The sequence below is a fragment of the Gracilibacillus sp. JCM 18860 genome, assembly GCF_055395245.1.
Genome location: NZ_AP043868.1, coordinates 3,747,406 through 3,764,649, shown reverse-complemented (window position 1 = coordinate 3,764,649; position 17,244 = coordinate 3,747,406). Strand labels below are relative to the sequence as shown.

18 protein-coding genes and 1 pseudogene are annotated in these 17,244 nt (G+C 36.7%); 1 reads left to right on the top strand and 18 read right to left on the bottom strand.

The genetic code is table 11. The features are described from left to right. The first annotated feature begins 9 nt into the window (after positions 1 to 9). Complete coding sequence (locus tag ACZ5R4_RS18480; RefSeq protein ID WP_464367775.1) at positions 10 to 984, top strand: electron transfer flavoprotein subunit alpha/FixB family protein; 975 nt, start codon at positions 10 to 12, stop codon at positions 982 to 984. Between the two features lie 27 nt (positions 985 to 1,011). On the opposite strand, the gene ACZ5R4_RS18475 is transcribed toward ACZ5R4_RS18480, so the two are convergent. The 18 genes and pseudogenes from ACZ5R4_RS18475 to ACZ5R4_RS18390 all read right to left on the bottom strand — a co-directional run. After that, the gene (locus ACZ5R4_RS18475; protein ID WP_109983838.1) at positions 1,012 to 1,914 is read right to left on the bottom strand and encodes a nuclease-related domain-containing protein; all 903 of its coding nucleotides are present in this window, start codon (positions 1,912 to 1,914) and stop codon (positions 1,012 to 1,014) included. 92 nt (positions 1,915 to 2,006) lie between these two features. After that, positions 2,007 to 2,642 (bottom strand): hypothetical protein, encoded by a 636-nt coding sequence (locus ACZ5R4_RS18470; protein WP_464367774.1) that lies wholly within the window; start codon positions 2,640 to 2,642, stop codon positions 2,007 to 2,009. A 60-nt stretch (positions 2,643 to 2,702) separates the two neighbouring features. Further along, the gene (locus tag ACZ5R4_RS18465) at positions 2,703 to 3,077 is read right to left on the bottom strand and encodes a VOC family protein (RefSeq protein ID WP_277679345.1); all 375 of its coding nucleotides are present in this window, start codon (positions 3,075 to 3,077) and stop codon (positions 2,703 to 2,705) included. A gap of 23 nt (positions 3,078 to 3,100) precedes the next feature. Beyond that, entirely contained in the window at positions 3,101 to 3,844 is a 744-nt protein-coding gene (locus ACZ5R4_RS18460) for a YfjL-like protein (protein ID WP_464367773.1), read from the bottom strand. After that, a complete protein-coding gene (locus ACZ5R4_RS18455) occupies positions 3,841 to 4,428 on the bottom strand; it encodes a hypothetical protein (RefSeq protein WP_054860965.1) in 588 nt (195 codons plus the stop codon). Before ACZ5R4_RS18455 ends, ACZ5R4_RS18460 begins: the two co-directional genes overlap by 4 nt. After that, positions 4,421 to 4,912, bottom strand: coding sequence for an RNA polymerase sigma factor (locus ACZ5R4_RS18450; protein WP_109985207.1), 492 nt, complete (start codon positions 4,910 to 4,912; stop codon positions 4,421 to 4,423). The genes ACZ5R4_RS18455 and ACZ5R4_RS18450 overlap by 8 nt, the downstream gene beginning before the upstream one ends. 326 nt (positions 4,913 to 5,238) lie before the next feature. Beyond that, positions 5,239 to 5,847, bottom strand: coding sequence for a transcription factor FapR (gene fapR, locus ACZ5R4_RS18445; RefSeq protein WP_464368514.1), 609 nt, complete (start codon positions 5,845 to 5,847; stop codon positions 5,239 to 5,241). 17 nt (positions 5,848 to 5,864) lie between these two features. Then, positions 5,865 to 6,398, bottom strand: coding sequence for an antiterminator LoaP (loaP, locus tag ACZ5R4_RS18440; RefSeq protein WP_109985212.1), 534 nt, complete (start codon positions 6,396 to 6,398; stop codon positions 5,865 to 5,867). 419 nt (positions 6,399 to 6,817) lie between these two features. Then, on the bottom strand, positions 6,818 to 7,777 hold the full coding sequence (rfbB, locus tag ACZ5R4_RS18435) for a dTDP-glucose 4,6-dehydratase (RefSeq protein WP_277679341.1): 960 nt from the start codon (positions 7,775 to 7,777) through the stop codon (positions 6,818 to 6,820). A gap of 13 nt (positions 7,778 to 7,790) precedes the next feature. After that, entirely contained in the window at positions 7,791 to 8,705 is a 915-nt protein-coding gene (rfbA, locus tag ACZ5R4_RS18430; protein WP_109985204.1) for a glucose-1-phosphate thymidylyltransferase RfbA, read from the bottom strand. Between the two features lie 129 nt (positions 8,706 to 8,834). After that, positions 8,835 to 9,662, bottom strand: a complete 828-nt coding sequence (locus tag ACZ5R4_RS18425; RefSeq protein WP_464367772.1) for a class I SAM-dependent methyltransferase — start codon at positions 9,660 to 9,662, stop codon at positions 8,835 to 8,837. Between the two features lie 132 nt (positions 9,663 to 9,794). Next, a complete protein-coding gene (locus ACZ5R4_RS18420) occupies positions 9,795 to 11,180 on the bottom strand; it encodes an MATE family efflux transporter (RefSeq protein ID WP_109985203.1) in 1,386 nt (461 codons plus the stop codon). A 32-nt stretch (positions 11,181 to 11,212) separates the two neighbouring features. Then, complete coding sequence (locus tag ACZ5R4_RS18415; RefSeq protein ID WP_109985202.1) at positions 11,213 to 12,649, bottom strand: DUF6179 domain-containing protein; 1,437 nt, start codon at positions 12,647 to 12,649, stop codon at positions 11,213 to 11,215. After that, entirely contained in the window at positions 12,640 to 13,101 is a 462-nt protein-coding gene (locus tag ACZ5R4_RS18410) for a DUF6323 family protein (RefSeq protein ID WP_464367771.1), read from the bottom strand. Before ACZ5R4_RS18410 ends, ACZ5R4_RS18415 begins: the two co-directional genes overlap by 10 nt. Positions 13,102 to 13,323: 222 nt before the next feature. Further along, positions 13,324 to 14,526, bottom strand: a complete 1,203-nt coding sequence (locus ACZ5R4_RS18405) for a macrolide family glycosyltransferase (protein WP_109985201.1) — start codon at positions 14,524 to 14,526, stop codon at positions 13,324 to 13,326. 30 nt (positions 14,527 to 14,556) lie between these two features. Next, positions 14,557 to 15,396 (bottom strand): sugar phosphate isomerase/epimerase family protein, encoded by an 840-nt coding sequence (locus tag ACZ5R4_RS18400; protein WP_464367770.1) that lies wholly within the window; start codon positions 15,394 to 15,396, stop codon positions 14,557 to 14,559. 50 nt (positions 15,397 to 15,446) lie between these two features. Then, entirely contained in the window at positions 15,447 to 16,373 is a 927-nt protein-coding gene (locus ACZ5R4_RS18395; RefSeq protein ID WP_347836102.1) for a thioesterase domain-containing protein, read from the bottom strand. Next, positions 16,374 to 17,096, bottom strand: a pseudogene (locus ACZ5R4_RS18390) (polyketide synthase); the annotation flags it as partial. Between the last annotated feature and the right edge of the window lie 148 nt (positions 17,097 to 17,244).

The window sequence follows — 17,244 nt, the reverse complement described above, 5'->3', positions numbered from 1 at the left end:
GGCATTCCTATGAGTAAAACCATTCTAGTCGTTGCGGAACACCTCGATGGAGCATTGCGTCAGGTCACCTATGAAGCAATGCAGGCAGCAAGATTGTCCTCAACAAATAACGATAAGCTCCATATTGCCTTGATTGGGCATCAAGTAGAAGACTTAATAGAATCACTTTCCTATGTGGCCTGTGAAAAAATATACGTGATCGACCACCCAGATTTAGAGCAGTACAATCCAGAAGCCTATTCGAATGCATTAAAACAAGTGATCGATATCTCGAATCCAGACGGTATCATTTTTGGACATACAGCGATCGGCCGTGATCTCGCTCCGAAAATTTCAGCAAGGCTTGATGCCGGACAAATTTCAGATGTAACTAGCATCGAGAACCTCGACGATCATGTGGTGTTCACCCGGCCAATCTATGCGGGAAAAGCCTTTGAGAAAAAGGTTTTCCAAAGCTCTCCTTGGGTGGTCACCATTCGACCAAATAATATTCCAGCAGCTGATTTAAGGGGAGAAAAAGCGGAAGTGGAACAGATCGAATACGCTAAGCCAGCATCTTTACGAACAGTGATCAAAGACGTCGTCCGAAAAACATCTGGAAAAGTCGATTTATCAGAAGCTAAAATTGTTGTCTCAGGCGGGCGCGGAGTGAAAAGTGCGGAGGGCTTTAAGCCTTTAGAAGAGCTAGCCGATGTCCTCGGTGGAGCAGTCGGTGCCTCAAGGGGGGCTTGTGATGCTGATTATTGTGACTATTCCTTGCAAATTGGGCAAACCGGCAAAGTTGTTACACCAGAGGTCTACATTGCCTGCGGGATTAGTGGTGCGATACAACACGTCGCTGGAATGAGTCAGTCGAAGATTATTGTTGCCATTAACAAAGATCCGGAAGCCCCAATCTTCCAAATTGCTGATTATGGCATTGTCGGAGACCTGTTTGAGGTCGTACCTTTACTAACGGAGGAATTTAAAAAGGTGGTAGATTAATAGAAGGTGTCTCCCTGAGACCCTTCTTTATTTTTCAAAATAGATCCAGCGATGCTCTCCTCTCTTGTCATAATACTGTTCTAATATTCGAAAAATCCGTCTCTTGGATACCAATTTACCACACCAATGATAAATAGCCGATGAAGTTATTTTTCGTTCAGGGAAGAGAAATTGATGCTCCTTACAAACTCTTATAATCGCATCACTACCTTTTTCGATATAATTACATAATCGACATTCGATGCTTTGTTTTTTTGGATGTGTATTCATTTCACCACACTGATCACAAGGAATCCCTTTCTGTAATTCTTCATATGGATAGGTTGGAAATGGGTTAAATGGAGGATGCTCGATGTGATTTGTTAGAAGTTTTTCGGAAGCTTGTTTTTCCTGGGAGGTGATTTTAGCAGTGGCTGGAAAATGCATGATAAAGCGGTTGATTTGTGTTGGTAAGATCAATTGTTTATCAAGTGGAGCTTGAAAGATGGAACACTCGGGGTTTACAAATATGACATAGGATAGTAAGGGAAGATTTATGTTTAATGACTGAAGTAAGCGTCGGAGTACGGAATGCGCTCGATCACGCTGCGCTATCGGATTATCGATTTCCACATCGTTTACCAGCCATAATTTATCATCATGCCAATAATATTCCCCTTGGAAGTTTTTTATCTCAAACAAGAAGATCTTTCCGTTTTTCAATAAAATAGTATCGATTTGACAATATTTACTATGGTGTAGGAATAAGTCTTTTAAGATGATATGCTCTCCCTTTAGCTTATCCAAGTATGTATCAAACATCACCTCCCCCTCAAAACCTTTCGCTAAACTTCGGTACCGTTTTTTCTCTTCTTCGGTTAGTGGCTTGCGTTTAGACAAATACTCGTAAGCGATTAATTCATTAGGTTTTTTTCTAGGTTTTGCAATCATTAGGTATACCTCCTTTTATGACATATGATAACATAAATTAGCTGAGATAAGAATAAGTGCGTAATGAAGGGCATGAGAGTTCATTTTGGCGCTTAGGGCCGGGGTTTAAGTGCCAAATGAGACTCATTATTTTTATTTTTGGTACTTAGGCGGGGTTTAAGTGCCAAATGAGACTCATTATTTTTATTTTCGGTACTTAGGCGAGGTTTAAGTGCCAAATGAAACTCATTATTTTTATTTTTGGGACTTAGGCGAGGTTTAAGTGCCAAATGAGACTCATTATTTTTATTTTTGGTACTTAGGCGGGGTTTAAGTGCCAAATGAGACTCATTATTTTTATTTTTGGTACTTAGGCAGGGTTTAAGTGCCAAATGAGACTCATTATTTTTATTTTTGGTACTTAGGCGAGGTTTAAGTGCCAAATGAGACTCATTATTTTTATTTTTGGTACTTAGGCGAGGTTTAAGTGCCAAATGAGACTCATTATTTTTATTTTCGGTACTTAGGCGAGGTTTAAGTGCCAAATGAGACTCATTGTTTTTATTTTCGGTACTTAGGCGAGGTTTAAGTGCCAAATGAGACTCATTATTTTTATTTTCGGTACTTAGGCGAGGTTTAAGTGCCAAATGAGACTCATTATTTTTATTTTTGGTACTTAGGCGAGGTTTAAGTGCCAAATAAGACTCATTATTTTTATTTTCGGTACTTAGGCGAGGTTTAAGTGCCAAATGAGACTCATTATTTTTATTTTCGGTACTTAGGCGAGGTTTTAAATGCCTTTTTGAATTTTAGCTCTTAGAAGAAATTCTTAGATAATATCCGTCTGGATCGATAATTCTAAAATCATCCAGCCCCCATGGCCTACTTGTCAGTTCCGTTTCGATAGGATGCCCACTTGTGACTACTTTTTGATAAATATCTTTCACTTCTTCTACTTCTAAAACGATTTCTACGCCTAAACCAAATGGCTGTCCCCTACGAGCTTTCAGGGGATGACATCCCGGCAAATTTTCCATTTCACTTATTCCTAGCACCACATCCCCTTTCCTTACAGGTAGGTAATTTTTATTCCTATCTTCTGGCAAGCTAAAACCTAGCACATTATGATAAAATTCGATGGACTTTTCTATATTCCTCACGAATAATTCCAGTCTTAGTTTCATTTTGGGATTTCCTTTCTTAAAAACTACCAGATTTCCTTATTATGTTCTTCAACATCTCCCATATCCAGTACTCCACCTTTTTCAACCCTCAACGAATATTTCAAATAACCATGCGTCTCTGCCTTCAATCCTTCCATATCAAATCCACTTCCATTATATAATACAGATTCATATTCATAACCTTGTTCATCGAGAATATTTTTTACCTTTCTAGCTGCCGAAAGAAAATCTTCTTTTGTTTGTTCCGTTGAATCTAGTTGTACAAAAATTTCCATCGGTTTGTCTAGTGCTAGTTCCTTACTCCATTTGACATCATCTTCAAATTTTCCTTTTAATACTTCCAATTGGATTTCCACAAGATGAATTGTGTCCATTTTCTCCGAAAGCAGTGGGGAAATTTCCTGATGTGCCTGTTTACTTAAACGATTCGCCATTTCTTGGTCTAAATTTTCATAATAGATGCCATCCCAGCTGACGGTTGGATTGAAAAAGCCTCTGACCTTAAATTCATATTGCTTTACATTGCCTTTTTCGTCTGTAGAACCAACCTCAATGACGGAATATTGATATTCACTGAATTTAAAATTATAAAATCCTTCTTTAATTTGAAGCTCTTGGTCGAAATAGGTTTCTTCCAAATAGTCTTCTAAAACCTCTTTAGAGATATATTTGCTTATTGGATTTCCATTAAACGCATTGTATAAAAAAAGCACAAATCCGATTATCACCACAAGAAGCACAACGAAGAATAGCTTCTTTTTATTCATAAGATGTCCTCCTTTTTTTTCAGCTTTTTAAATAAAAGTCCAATGACACTTCCAATTAATGCGAACAAATAATGTATAGCGGATACCATAACTGACGCTTGGAGTACATCAAATCCATACATTAACATGGAAAATTCAGCATCGATTTGACCGGCCAAATAAGCGGAAATCCCTTCTATTACAGACCAAATAAAAATCGGAATAAATGAAAAAAGAAAGACCATTTTCATATCGGAATAAAAGAGATAAATCAATAGACCTAGTACAGTATACCAAAGAATGAAGCCAAAACTATCGTTTATTAATGCTGTTTTAATCGCTAATAGGAAAGAAAGTCCAACGAAAATAATTTGGTATAGGGAAAGTCTTCGATTAATCTTTTTGAACATCTTATCCCGATCAGACTCCGATGTCTCAGGGATCTCTTCTTTTTCTAAAGGATTCTGAAGTACTTTTGCAAGTTTTTGAAGCTCTTCATTTTTCTCCATTTGTTCTTCTATCCATTCCTTAGTCGCATCACTCAACAACCCTTCCTGATATAGAGGAAGGAGATCTTCTACTATATGTCCAACATGTTTATCCATTTTGATCATCCAATTCTTTTTGAATTATTAACTTAGCTCGATGGAAAATAATCCGCGTATGGTTTTCACTCTTATTGACTAATGTTGCAATTTCCTTAAAAGACAATTCACCATAAACTCGTAACATAACAATTTCTTTGGGGACATCTTCTAATTGATTAATAGCCTCATTCAACGTTTTTTGTTTTTCCTTTTCCAACAGTTGTTCCTCAGGAGAAATCGGGTTACGTTCCTCTTTGGGGAGCTTTTCTAGAAGAAGATTCTGATACCTTTTGCTTCGATAAAAATTTCTTAACCGATTTTTGGCAATCGCAAAGAGCCAAGTATCTAAGGTAGACTCATAGGAAAACGTATGAAACTTTTTAATCGCTTGATAAAAAACCTCTTGGGTCAGGTCTTCAGCTATTTGTTTATTAACTGTTTTCACATAAAAGAAGGCATAAATTCTCGGATACACCTCTTTGTAAAGTTCCTCTAGTTTCATAACGCTTCCCCTTCTCTTAGATCCTAACAGTTAAGCCCGTTTTTATCTGTTCATATGATTAGTAACACGAAAAGAGTGTTTGTTACAAAAAAAGTATTTTTTTTGATTGGATATTATTACTTTGGACATTTCTATATTAGTTTCCTGAACGTAAAAAAGACAAGGCTTAATACCTTGTCCGATACTTGGATCATAATATTTAATTATTTGTGTGCTTGGATTAGATACAGTGGTCAGGGGTATAAAACACCTCGTCAATTTTATTGTTAAAAGGTTTTAAATATAACATAAGCATCCATTCCGTGAAATTACGTTCTATTTTGCTATTAAATTAATGAAGTTACCTTTCTATCTTCACCCTTTAAACCAATCAAGTTAGATCTGTAAATTTCAAATTCACAAGAAAATACTATTTCGTCCCTTACGAAACTTTCAACTTCTACCGTTGTACGACGTTTTCCCAAATCTGTTCCTTTTACTTTCGCTTTCGCAATAATCATTTCATTTTGTTTAACCTGTTTTAGAAAATGGATGTTAGCCTTCGATGTTAAAGCCAATTCATCATTTATAACTGCTATCGCTAATGAATTAGCTTGTGCAAACAGGTAATGTCCTCGAACAATCTGATTACGACTAAACACATGTTCCTTTTCTTCTATTTCTAAAATAGATACTGCAGATTTCTCCAGTTCTAAATCAATAATCTCTCCGATTACTTCTTCAATAGGTAATGATCGAATCTCTTCCTTGAGATTATGATTGGCAATATCTTTTATGCGGTCTCTTAATCCTGGAATAGATAACTCAAGTCGGTCTAATCTTATGGTTTGTATACTTACGTTAAGTTTTTTTGCTATATCCTTATCCTTTATAAACGGAGTCTCCGAAATTAGTTGTTTTAGCAATGCTTGTCGTTTCTCTTTTTTCCCCATCATGTCACACACCTTTTGCATTACTTCTGGTTGGAGAGAACTTCGATTCCTACATCTATTGTTTTCTCTCTTCCCATAAAATTTAATAATATTTTCGCTCTATTTTTACGTTTATCTATCTTCCTAATAATACCTTCCATTCCTTTTAGAGGACCAGATTTAACCAATACTTTTGAATTTTCAATATATACTTTTGAAAAGTCAATGATGTCATCTTTACTAAGTAGCTTTAATAAAGGAATAATTTCTTCCTCATCTATCTTAGTAAACGTTTCTCCCGTATTTTTCGAATAATATCCGCCCCTGTTTACAAGTCTATAAAAGTTAGGTATCTTTTTAATTTTGTGGTAGATATAAGAATTCATATTAGTTTTTACTAGAACATAACCGGGGAATAAGTATCTTTTTACATGATAGACCTTACCTGATCTCCTCTCAGGAATCTTCCTTTTAGGAATGACCGAATCCAGTATGGTGTTATCAAAATTTAATTTAAGATTTTTTTGAACCTCTTCTTCCTTTCCAGACTCTACAAAAAGCGCATACCAATCCATCATAAACTACCTCTCTTTTGTTTATATTTAAATCTCACGCTCTAGGCATTTTGAAATGCAATAAACGTGAGTAAAACATCTTTTTTGAATTGAATGATGCTTTTGTCTCTTCCCACTTGGGAGATCTTTAAATAATTATTGTGTTATTTATTAGAGAATTGAAGTTCTTAAAAACTGGAATCATGCTTAACTTTTAAATAGTGGAATCATTTATGAAGTAACTTAGAAGAGAGTTTTTTATTTACTGGAAATGCTATTCATCGATATCTTTCCCATTAATATAACTGAAAAAATCACTTGGAGTTTTTTTACTTATAAGACTATTTCTACATCAATTTACGATTTCCTCCTTTTTTTGATAAATTTTACACTTTTTTATTATACAAACATCAAATTGTACTTAGATTTTTTCTTTTTTCTTACATATTCTCTTGCACCCAGCCTTGATTTTCTACATACCATTTTATTGTTTTCTTTAGACCAAATTCGAGAGTATATTGGGGTTGCCAGCCCAATTTTTTAATTTTGGTTGCATCAATTCCATACCGGCGATCATGACCTGGACGATCTTTTACAAAAGTGATTAATGATTCCGGTTTTTCTAATTCAGCCAAAATCATTTTTACGATTTGTAAATTGGTCTTTTCGTTGTTACCACCAACATTATAAACAGATCCAACTTTACCCTTTTGCATAACCAAATCGATAGCCCGACAATGATCTTCCACATATAACCAATCACGTACGTTAAGACCATCCCCATAAATCGGCAAAGGTTTATGATTCAATGCATTCATAATAACCAATGGAATTAATTTTTCTGGAAATTGATAAGGGCCGTAATTATTGGAACAACGAATAATAGTAACAGGTAAACCATAAGTTTGATAATAAGAAATTACGAGCAAATCGCTGCCTGCTTTACTTGCAGAGTATGGGCTACTTGGGGCCAATGGAGTCTCTTCCGTAAATAACCCAGTCTCTCCCAATGAACCATATACCTCATCTGTTGAAATCTGTAGAAATCGTTCTACTGCGTATTTTTTTGCCGTATCTAGTAATATTTGAGTACCTAGGATATTCGTTTTTACAAAAATATCAGGATCGAGAATACTTCGATCAACATGAGATTCCGCAGCAAAATTTACAATCCTATCAATGCCCATTTTGAATATATCTTCTAGTAGAACTCTATCCGTTATACTACCTTTCACGAAATGAAAATTTGGATTTTTTCTAAAAGTAATTAAATGCTTATGGTTTCCAGCATATGTCATTGCATCTAGAATAATAAATTTATCATCAGGATGCTCACTGGACATATAATTTAGAAAATTACTGCCAATAAAACCTGCTCCACCAGTAACTAATACTTTCACTATTTTTCCTCCATTAAAATTCTAGAATACTTTCATCTATATTAGCTTTAGCAAACGGTTCATGATATTCGGCTAACCGAATTAGATATTTTCCATACTCACTTTTTTCTAAAGGAATGGCTAATTTAAGTAGTTTGTCCCTAGATATGTATCCTTTTCGAAAAGAGATTTCTTCTATACATGCAACTTTTAAACTCTGACGTTTTTCAATCGTTTGTATAAACAATGATGCTTCTATTAATGATTCATGAGTTCCCGTATCTAACCATGCAAATCCTCGTCCTAATAGCTCGACCGTCAATTGATTGGACTCTAAATATACCTTATTCACATCTGTAATTTCTAACTCCCCTCTTTTGGATGGTTGGAGGGTTTTAGCGATATCAACGACTTGGTTATCATAAAAGTACAATCCAGTTACAGCATAGTTTGACTTAGGATAGGGTGGCTTCTCTTCAATAGACAGAACAGTACCATCATTATTAAATTCAACCACACCAAATCTATTAGGATCACTGACATAATATCCGAAAATCGTCGCTCCCATTTGTTTTAAAGAAATTCTTTCTAGTATTTTAGTAAAGCCATGTCCATAAAAAATATTATCTCCTAATATTAATGCTACATGATCATTGTTAATAAATTTTTCCCCAATTAAAAAGGCTTGTGCAATTCCATTAGGAGAATCCTGTACGGCATAAGAAAGATTAATTCCAAGATGTGAGCCGTTCCCGAAGAGTTGTTCGAATCTAGGTATGTCTTTAGGAGTAGATATGATAAGAATCTCACGAATTCCAGCTAACATCAGTACTGATAAAGGGTAATAGATCATAGGTTTATCATATACTGGAAGTAACTGCTTAGAAATGGATTTGGTTAATGGATAAAGTCTTGTCCCACTGCCACCAGCTAATATAATTCCTTTCATTTGATATACCAACCTTTTCTATCCCTAAATATTTTTTAGTGTAACCAATGAACATTGCATCTTAAATGTTGAAATATCGGTGGGCTCACGCAAATTATTTCCCGGGTAAGAATTTCTTACCCGGCTAAACTATTCCACCGGTTTTTCACCAACGGCTAGGCACAATTGGCGGACAATGGCATGATGCTTATCTTGCACCATCTTTCTCCAGCCAACGGAAACCTTTGCAAGATCTTTACTGGATAAAAAACCATCCTTCATTAACTTATATGGAATACCTACACCTTCTGATTGAAAGAACATTTCATCCCCTAATAAACTGCTATGAGCATTGACAATATCAAACTGTACATTGGAGAACCCACCATCTTTTAAAAGGATCGGCAATTCCCTTCCAATTTTAGGATTGCCTCCTTCTGCAAATCTTGCCTGACAGTAGGCATCATATAACTCCCTTAAACCCGGAACAGGAGGGTAGGTCATAATATGCATTTCAAAATCATTATCCACTACCATTAACTTTCCGCCTGGCTTCAATATACGGTATATCTCCTGAACCGCTTTTATCGGTTCGGGTAAATGTTCCAACACCAAGCGAGTAATGGCAACATCATAGCTGTTATCCTCCATTCCTGTTTGCATAATATTACCTTCATGAACTTGCCATCTTTTTTGGTTTTTTTCCCTTAAATAATCTTTGGCATAATTGGCTAACAAGGGGTCAATCTCTAGTCCAGTTACATTTGCTTGTGGGATATGGTTTAATAGCTTCTCTATCAAAAAGCCTGGACCAGAACCTAACTCGATAATCGTTGTCGCGTTTGCCAATCCATGCTCTTGATAGTGCCTCCATTCATTATCCCAAAATAAATTAACCTGCGCCTTTAACCGTTTTATTTCACCTTGAACATCATTAGCTATAGAAGCAATCTGATAAGAACCCGACGAATTCATCATTTTTCTAGCAGGAAAATGGGATATTCCTGCCTTCCCCCCCTTCAAGAGATGCTAATAGATGCAAAAAAAGATATATTTAATCTTACTATCATCCAGAAAGATTAGTTGCTTGAAAGTTTTGAATGTTGACTATCATTGGGAGTGGGATGTTGATGTTTGACTTGGGGATAATTCTTGATCCATCTCATTTTGTAGTCGCTTTAAGCTGAAGGCAACAAATGCCACAGAAACAACTGCTGAGCAAAAATCTGAAATCGGTCCAGAAATGAATACTCCTTGGATACCTAAAAATTGTGGTAGAATTAGTAACGCAGGGATTAGGATCACCACTTGTCGGACTAAGCTGAGAAAAATGGATTGTTTGGCCTTACCTAATGCTTGAAAATACCCCGCCCCGATAATTTGTAAACCGATGAGTGGAGTAAAGAGCAGGAAAATCACCATCGCACGACCACCGAATTCAACTAATTCTTCATTCTGGTTAAATATAGAAACTAGGCTTTCTGGCATAAAATAAATAAAAAGAGAAGCAAACACGGCAAAAACGGTGGATAATGCAAATGCCGAAACTAGCATACTTTTAACTCTTTTATAGTTCTTAGCCCCGAAATTATAGCCAATAATTGGCTGAATTCCCATGCTAATACCCCAAATCGGGAGCATAATAAAGGTTTGTACTGCATTAACGACATTCATTCCTGCAATTGCCGTACTTCCACCATACTTTAGCAGGACATTATTCAACACAATCATCTGCACGCTGGTCGCCATCTGTGTAATAAAGGATCCTACTCCCAAAGCAAAGATTCGCCCGACCAAAGTTCCGCTAAGCCGAAGGTTTTTTACACGAATTTTTAATACACTTTTACCTGTAAAAAAGTGAGACATTACCCAAATGAAGGATATCAATTGAGAAATTGCTGTTGCCAGAGCTGCACCTTCCATTCCCCAATCAAAGCCAAAAATAAAGATAGGAGCTAAAATGACATTAAGTATAGAACCAATCAACAAAGTGAGCATCGATTTTTTGGGATTACCATCAGCCCTGAGAAAATTATTCATGCCCGATCCCACGATCATAAAAATACTGGCTATGAGGATTATGCGCGTATAATCTGCTGCAGGTGTCAATATTTCTTCATTTGCACCAAACGCTGTTAGAACGGGCTCCAAAAAAATCCAGCAGAGAACCGTGAATACTACGGAAACCGAAATTAAAAGGGTTAATGCATTCCCCATTACTCGCTCGGCTTCTTCATTATTTTCCTCTCCTAGGCGAATAGAAGTCAGTGCGGTTGCACCTGTACCTATAAGATTGGAGAAGGCCATAATCGTCATCATCACTGGAAAGGCTACAGCAATGCCGGCCATCCCAATGTCACCCACCCCATTACCAATAAAAATCCTATCAACGATATTATAGGAGGCACCAACAAATAAACCGATAATCACAGGTAATGAATAAGTAAAGAGTAACTTAACTGTATTTTCCTCAAGCATAGCTTTTGTTTTGTCCATATTTCTCCCCCGTTTTTTAAAAATTTTTTATTTCAATAAAATGATATTTCTTCATAATCAATATCGTAAATTAGGCGTCCTACCTCCTTCATCCGGGCCTCATCCAACTGTTGCATAAACTCCATATATTTTTCCTCCCACTCCTCACTTGCTTCTGTACCATCAGCAACAATGTCTAGAAACTCACGATCATCCCCTCGTAATTCTTCATAAAAGACAATTTTAGCAAAAATAGCCAATTCAATATCTCCGAATGTAGCAAAAAGCGCATCATATTCGTCACCAAATAAGCTCCCCGAATTTAGTAAGTCTAAATAATCATGGAGAGAAACGAAATGATCCCGAATGATTCGAACTTTTTCTTCCAGATTGTCGCTTTCCATGATCTGATCTACCAATTCTCGCATTTTCATATCACTCATACGATCATTCTCATTTAACATTAGTACCATTGGTTTTTCGCGTTCTTCCTCTTCTCGAATAATCAGCATTTCAAAATTACCAATCTCGGTTGCGTTGTTTACCCTTTGAATTAATTCATCGCGATACAAATCGATATAATGGTTAAGTGCTTGATCCGTTTGAAGCTCCTCCTGTAATCTGCTAAATGCTTCATGAATTAACCTGATCCTTTGATCCGCATCACATGTTGTAAACATTCGGTTCAACTGTTCATATTGAAAATCAGAAATTCTAACCTCATTAGCCTTTCCTCCGGCAAGCAGTGAGAATACAGCATTGTTTATGATTAATTCAAAGATATTAAAAAGCTCAATCTGATAGTTAAAGCGGTGTTTTTTTCCGAAATTTTTCAACACATACATTAAATCTGAATGACTAAATAGATGACAAAATTTTGTCTCCATTAGCAATCGTTCTAGATACTGTTTCATATAAAAAACACCTTGAAGTCGCATATCATCAATGGCTAGAGGATAGTCAATACTTGCCATCGTATTTTGGGCTTCAAAAACAATATCATAATGGTTCATAAAAACAGGTAAGGATTCATCGATGGTCATATTATAAGCATCCACTGGGACATCTAGTTGCATCTCTACTACCTCTCGATACAGCTGTTTGGACTGTTCAAAATACTGACTAAGTAATTCTAGGCCTTTTTCATGTATTTTTTTTACACTGTCGGTATTTAAATGAGAAATAGCCTCTTCTGGTTCGTTAAAATGAAGGGTATAGGCATCCATGGCATACATCAGAGAAACCATAATCCCTTGTGCTTTATCCGATGTCACGGAAGTACTTTCCCCTTGGGTATGCTTCCGTATTAATTGCTGCAGGATCTGCATAATCTCTATCTGTATCTGGTAAACCTTCTGACCTGTAATAAGCCCCACCCGCTGTCCTTCATATAAAAGAGACATGGTATATTGATTTCGCGTTAACTGTGAACGATCAATCTTAATATTAGAAATGGAGCGTTTACCATCTTGCGAGTTATCTAATTCCATGTTTTATCATCACCTTCAAAGGAGGACTCATTACTTAACAAATCCCTTCTGAAATTTTCTGCGAGTTGCTCCATTCTACTTCTTAATAGCTCTACCGATCCAGCACAGGGTCCATTAAAATCCTCCATCATCTGATGAATAAGTTTCACATCCCCGATCTTATCTTCCGTTTCATTTCTAAGATGATAAAAAATCTCCTGAAGATCGTTTAGTGTCTCCACATAATGTTCCTGGTTCATATAAGGCGAGGCAGCAAATACTTCAATTAATTCCTTTAACACTTCGGTGCTTAATTCGACTCGTGCATAGTCATGAAGGACTTTATTTCTAGAGGTAATCAGTGTTTTGACATCATTTGGTGTAAGAACAAGGCCGTGTTCTTTAATTTTTTTATTTAAATCGAGTAATTCCGTCATTGTTTTCGACTGAGGAGATAGTTGGACGGAATTCAAAAAACGGGATAAATCCATAGCCTTTCTTCCTTTCTATAAACTTCTAAAAAATGTGTTGACTTTTACATTAAAATATGATATGATTATAGTGGAGCATTTTAATGTATTGTATTATGAATTTATCCCATTTGTTTACATATGTCAATAGGTTTATTCATCTCATTACATAAACGAACCCCCTGTTTGTGATTCTAACAGGGGGTTATTGCTGTCATAGACCTATTATGAGATATTTCTTTCCTCCTTAAAAATATTTAAAATCTCAACGGCTTTTTTATAGCCGCCCGCTTTCTCAAAAGAATGTTTGATTCTTCTCAAATTGTCACGATATTGGCTCTTTTGCACGGAGTCGAGCGCTTCTCTTAATATATCTGAGGTTAATGTTTCTTTATCTAGCGTTATGGATGCCCCCAGCCTAGCAAACCGATCAGCCATATAAGGTTGATCCCCACCAATAGGCAGCACTACAAAAGGAATTTCTTGATAGACTAAATCACTTGTGGTATTTAAACCGCCATGCGTAACAGCAACCTGTGTATATTTAAGTATCTCATCTTGGGGAACATAATTTCTCATAATCACATTATCTGGAATATCAAATGGAGAAAGATCCGTATTATAGGCAGTGATGACTACAACGGTGTCTTTTTCATGACGAAAGGCTTCAAAAAATATGTTATAAACATCTAAATTCACTTTATTAAAGGCTGTTCCTAAGGAAATATAGATCACTTTTTTATCTTTCAATTGATCAAAGGGAAAATCCATCTTTTCCTTTAATGTACTAACAGGTCCACCAATAAATCGAAAACTTTCATCATAATCGACGGGATTAGTAACAAAGTAATCAGAAGTGTAGGCAATATTCAGGTCGGCATAATGTGGGGACATCCCCATTAAATTTGGAACTTCTATACGATAAGCCTCATTCATCCTCTTTACCATGGTTTTGTATTCTTTAAAAGCTGGATGATCATACATTTTCTCCATTCCAGCCATATTTTTATTTGCTGGCAATAATTCTTCAGGCCTAGCGAAAACTGCATGAGAAGCGACAGTTGGAACTTTTAAAATTTGACCAATGATATGACCAATAGGATACATGGAATCATAAATGAGGTAATCAATGGATTCATCAGCAATTTCATCCAAAATATGATGAACCACCTTTTCTGTTGATAACACCATCCTTAAAGCTATATCAAAAAATTGCTCATTCTTCTTCAGATGAGAATTTTCTTTGGGTAGTTTGGCATGCTCTCCAAGACTTCTAAAAATTGCTCCCGTTTTAGCAATCTTCTTCTGATAATCATCTGTACAAAAGTAAATCACTTCGTCTCCTTGATCGACTAATTCCGTCACCAAGCCTAACGTTGGATTCACATGGCCATGTGAAGGTCCATTTAAAAATAATACCTTTGCCATTTATACCACTCCCCTGTTATATTCAAAATATTAATGATGTAATCCCCGAGCCATCACTTGGTCTAATTGCTTTCTTAAATGCTCCATTCCTTGTCTTGTGGCATCTATTGCATCTAGCTCTCCTTCATATTCAAAGGAACAATATCCTTCATAACCATCTGATACCATTTTGGTAAATAGCGACGAATAATCCATTACCCCTTGGCCATGAGCCACTGATTTTAAATATCTCCCATCTACAGACTGGGTCTCCGTTTCCTCTGTTACGAACTGCCAATCTTTTAAATGGACATTCACCGTGTATTTTTTTAGCATTTCATAGGCTTTAAGAGGATCCTCTCCTGCCACTAACATATTGCCATAGTCAAAGGTTAATTTGAGTCCAGGGACTTGATCCAAAATATTTGTCACTTCAGCTACACTGCAAAAAGGGGTCTGGAGTGCAGGATAATTTTCAATTGTTAGCACAACACCTTTCGATTCGGCATAAGGTGTAATCTTTTGTAATGCAGAAATAATGCGTGGTAGCCCCTTTTGTTTATCTTCTTCACTGGCAATAAACTGTGGAATAGCCGGCACCAGCATTACCATTGGTGCGGAAAGCTCCACTGCCTTATCAATAATTTGCTGACAGAGTGCTATATTGTCTGAATGGGTATCCTCCTGCTGTACTGCTAAATCAACAAAGGCATTGATACATGAAATCTTCATCTGATGATTTTCCAACATTGTTTTAATTTCTCCGGTTGGCCGACTAAAATCAAACATCAATAACTCAATCGCATCAAATCCTTCATTTTCGGCAAATGCAATAACATCCTCCAACTTCATTTCTCCAGAACGCATCTTAGAAACTAGTGAATATGTCATTAAACTAAATTTCATTTTACCTTCATTCCTTCCCTTTATTTAAACTATTATTATTCATACAATTTCTTGCATAACGACACAATATCCGCTTGTGAAGCCGGATCGAACAGTAGTGTCATATGGCTAGTAGATTCTACATCTAACAGGTGAAAACGAGGGAAAACCCTCACCCACTCCTCCCAATAACTTGTATGATCAATACTAAAGTCATCTCTATCCGTTGTCATATAGGACATAAGCTCACCATAAAATAAACCGCTTTGATTTCGGACATAATAGCAAGTAACCTCGGAAGCATTCGGCAGGGTCGATAAAGTGTACTGCTCTATTTCAAATGCCTCCTGCATTCGTAAATGCCGCAGAAACAAATCCAATAATGCCTCCTCCGATAACGTTAAAGAAAGCCCTCGTTCTCTTCCAAGTCGGATTAGTTCTATCAAAAATGACTTCTCATCGTTATACTCAGGAATTTCTTTGTTATGAATCAGGTTTTTCAAAATGTGATCTGCTTCCTTCTTGTTACGATTTAACAATGCCATATTAACTGCTTGCAAGGCTTTGCTTTGAGGACTGAGCTGTATTTTTTCCCAACTAGAGAGATCAGGAGAATCTATCAATACCAGAGTGCTAACGGTCTCTCCTGCCTCCTGCAGTTGACGGATGACTTCATATGCCAATACTCCTCCTAAAGAATACCCACCTAAATCATAGGGACCTTTCGCCTGCTTGCTTTGGATTATTTTGACATAATACGCGGCTATTGCTTCCACTCCTTTTATAGGAGTATGTTCTGTCAAATGTCCTTTCGCCTGTATCCCATAAAATGGTCGTTTGCTTTTTTCTGCAAGCATTTGAAATCCTTCTACTCCTCCACCTTCCCCGTGTATCCAAAATACCGGTCTTCCACTAAAATGCTGATTCAAATGAAGAAGTTCTGGAAATTTGGATGTGGCAGAGGCTACATGAAACGCTGGCATTATTTTTTCCATCACTTCTGGTCGATTGACAAGGGTTTTCTCTTGCATCACCCATTCTTTTTCTACTACCTTCGTTAAGTCTTCCTTTAGGTTTGTCACCATATGTTGCTTTAACAGTGTCAAGGATTCCCTCGGCTTCTCGGCCAATTCTCTCGCTAACTTAATTGCATAAGGCAAGACATCCTTTCTCGGAAGAACAGGAACCAACGCCCCTCGCTCGGCCAGTTCAGCACCCTTGAAATTTTTTCCGGTAAATAAAAACTCCTGTGCCAAAGGATGACCCAAAACACGAGGCAAAATCAACGTTGCTCCATCACCAGGTGTAAAACCATAACTCATATGATTACAGGCATATTTACTTTCCCGGCTCATAATAACAAAATCACAAAACATACCTAGGCATAACCCTCCTCCCAAGCCATGCCCTTGCATTGCTGCAATAACGGGAATATCACACTCCATCGACAAACTATAGAGATGAAGATCCGTCATTTTCGCTTTGCCCTCATACAGTGCCAACAAACCTTCTTGTGTGCCACCACAGGCAAAATACGTATCATAACCTGTAAGGATAACCACTTTGCAATTTGTATTGTTTTTTAACGATTCAAAAGCTTGCATAAGACCAGAAATCAATTCTGTAGAAAAAGTATTTTTATGTTTACGATCTTGCATGGAAACCTGGACAATCCCTGGTTCAATCTCTCGACAATCGACGACTGAATCTTGTAAAGTTAAGGCTTCTTTTTCCTTCCGTTTTCCTTGATCACCCCCTTCCTCTTGAGGTGATTGATCTAGAAAAGTCGCAAGCTCATTATAAGCTTGTTGAACAGTAATTTTATCTGATTGAAGCGCACGAAATATTTCCTTT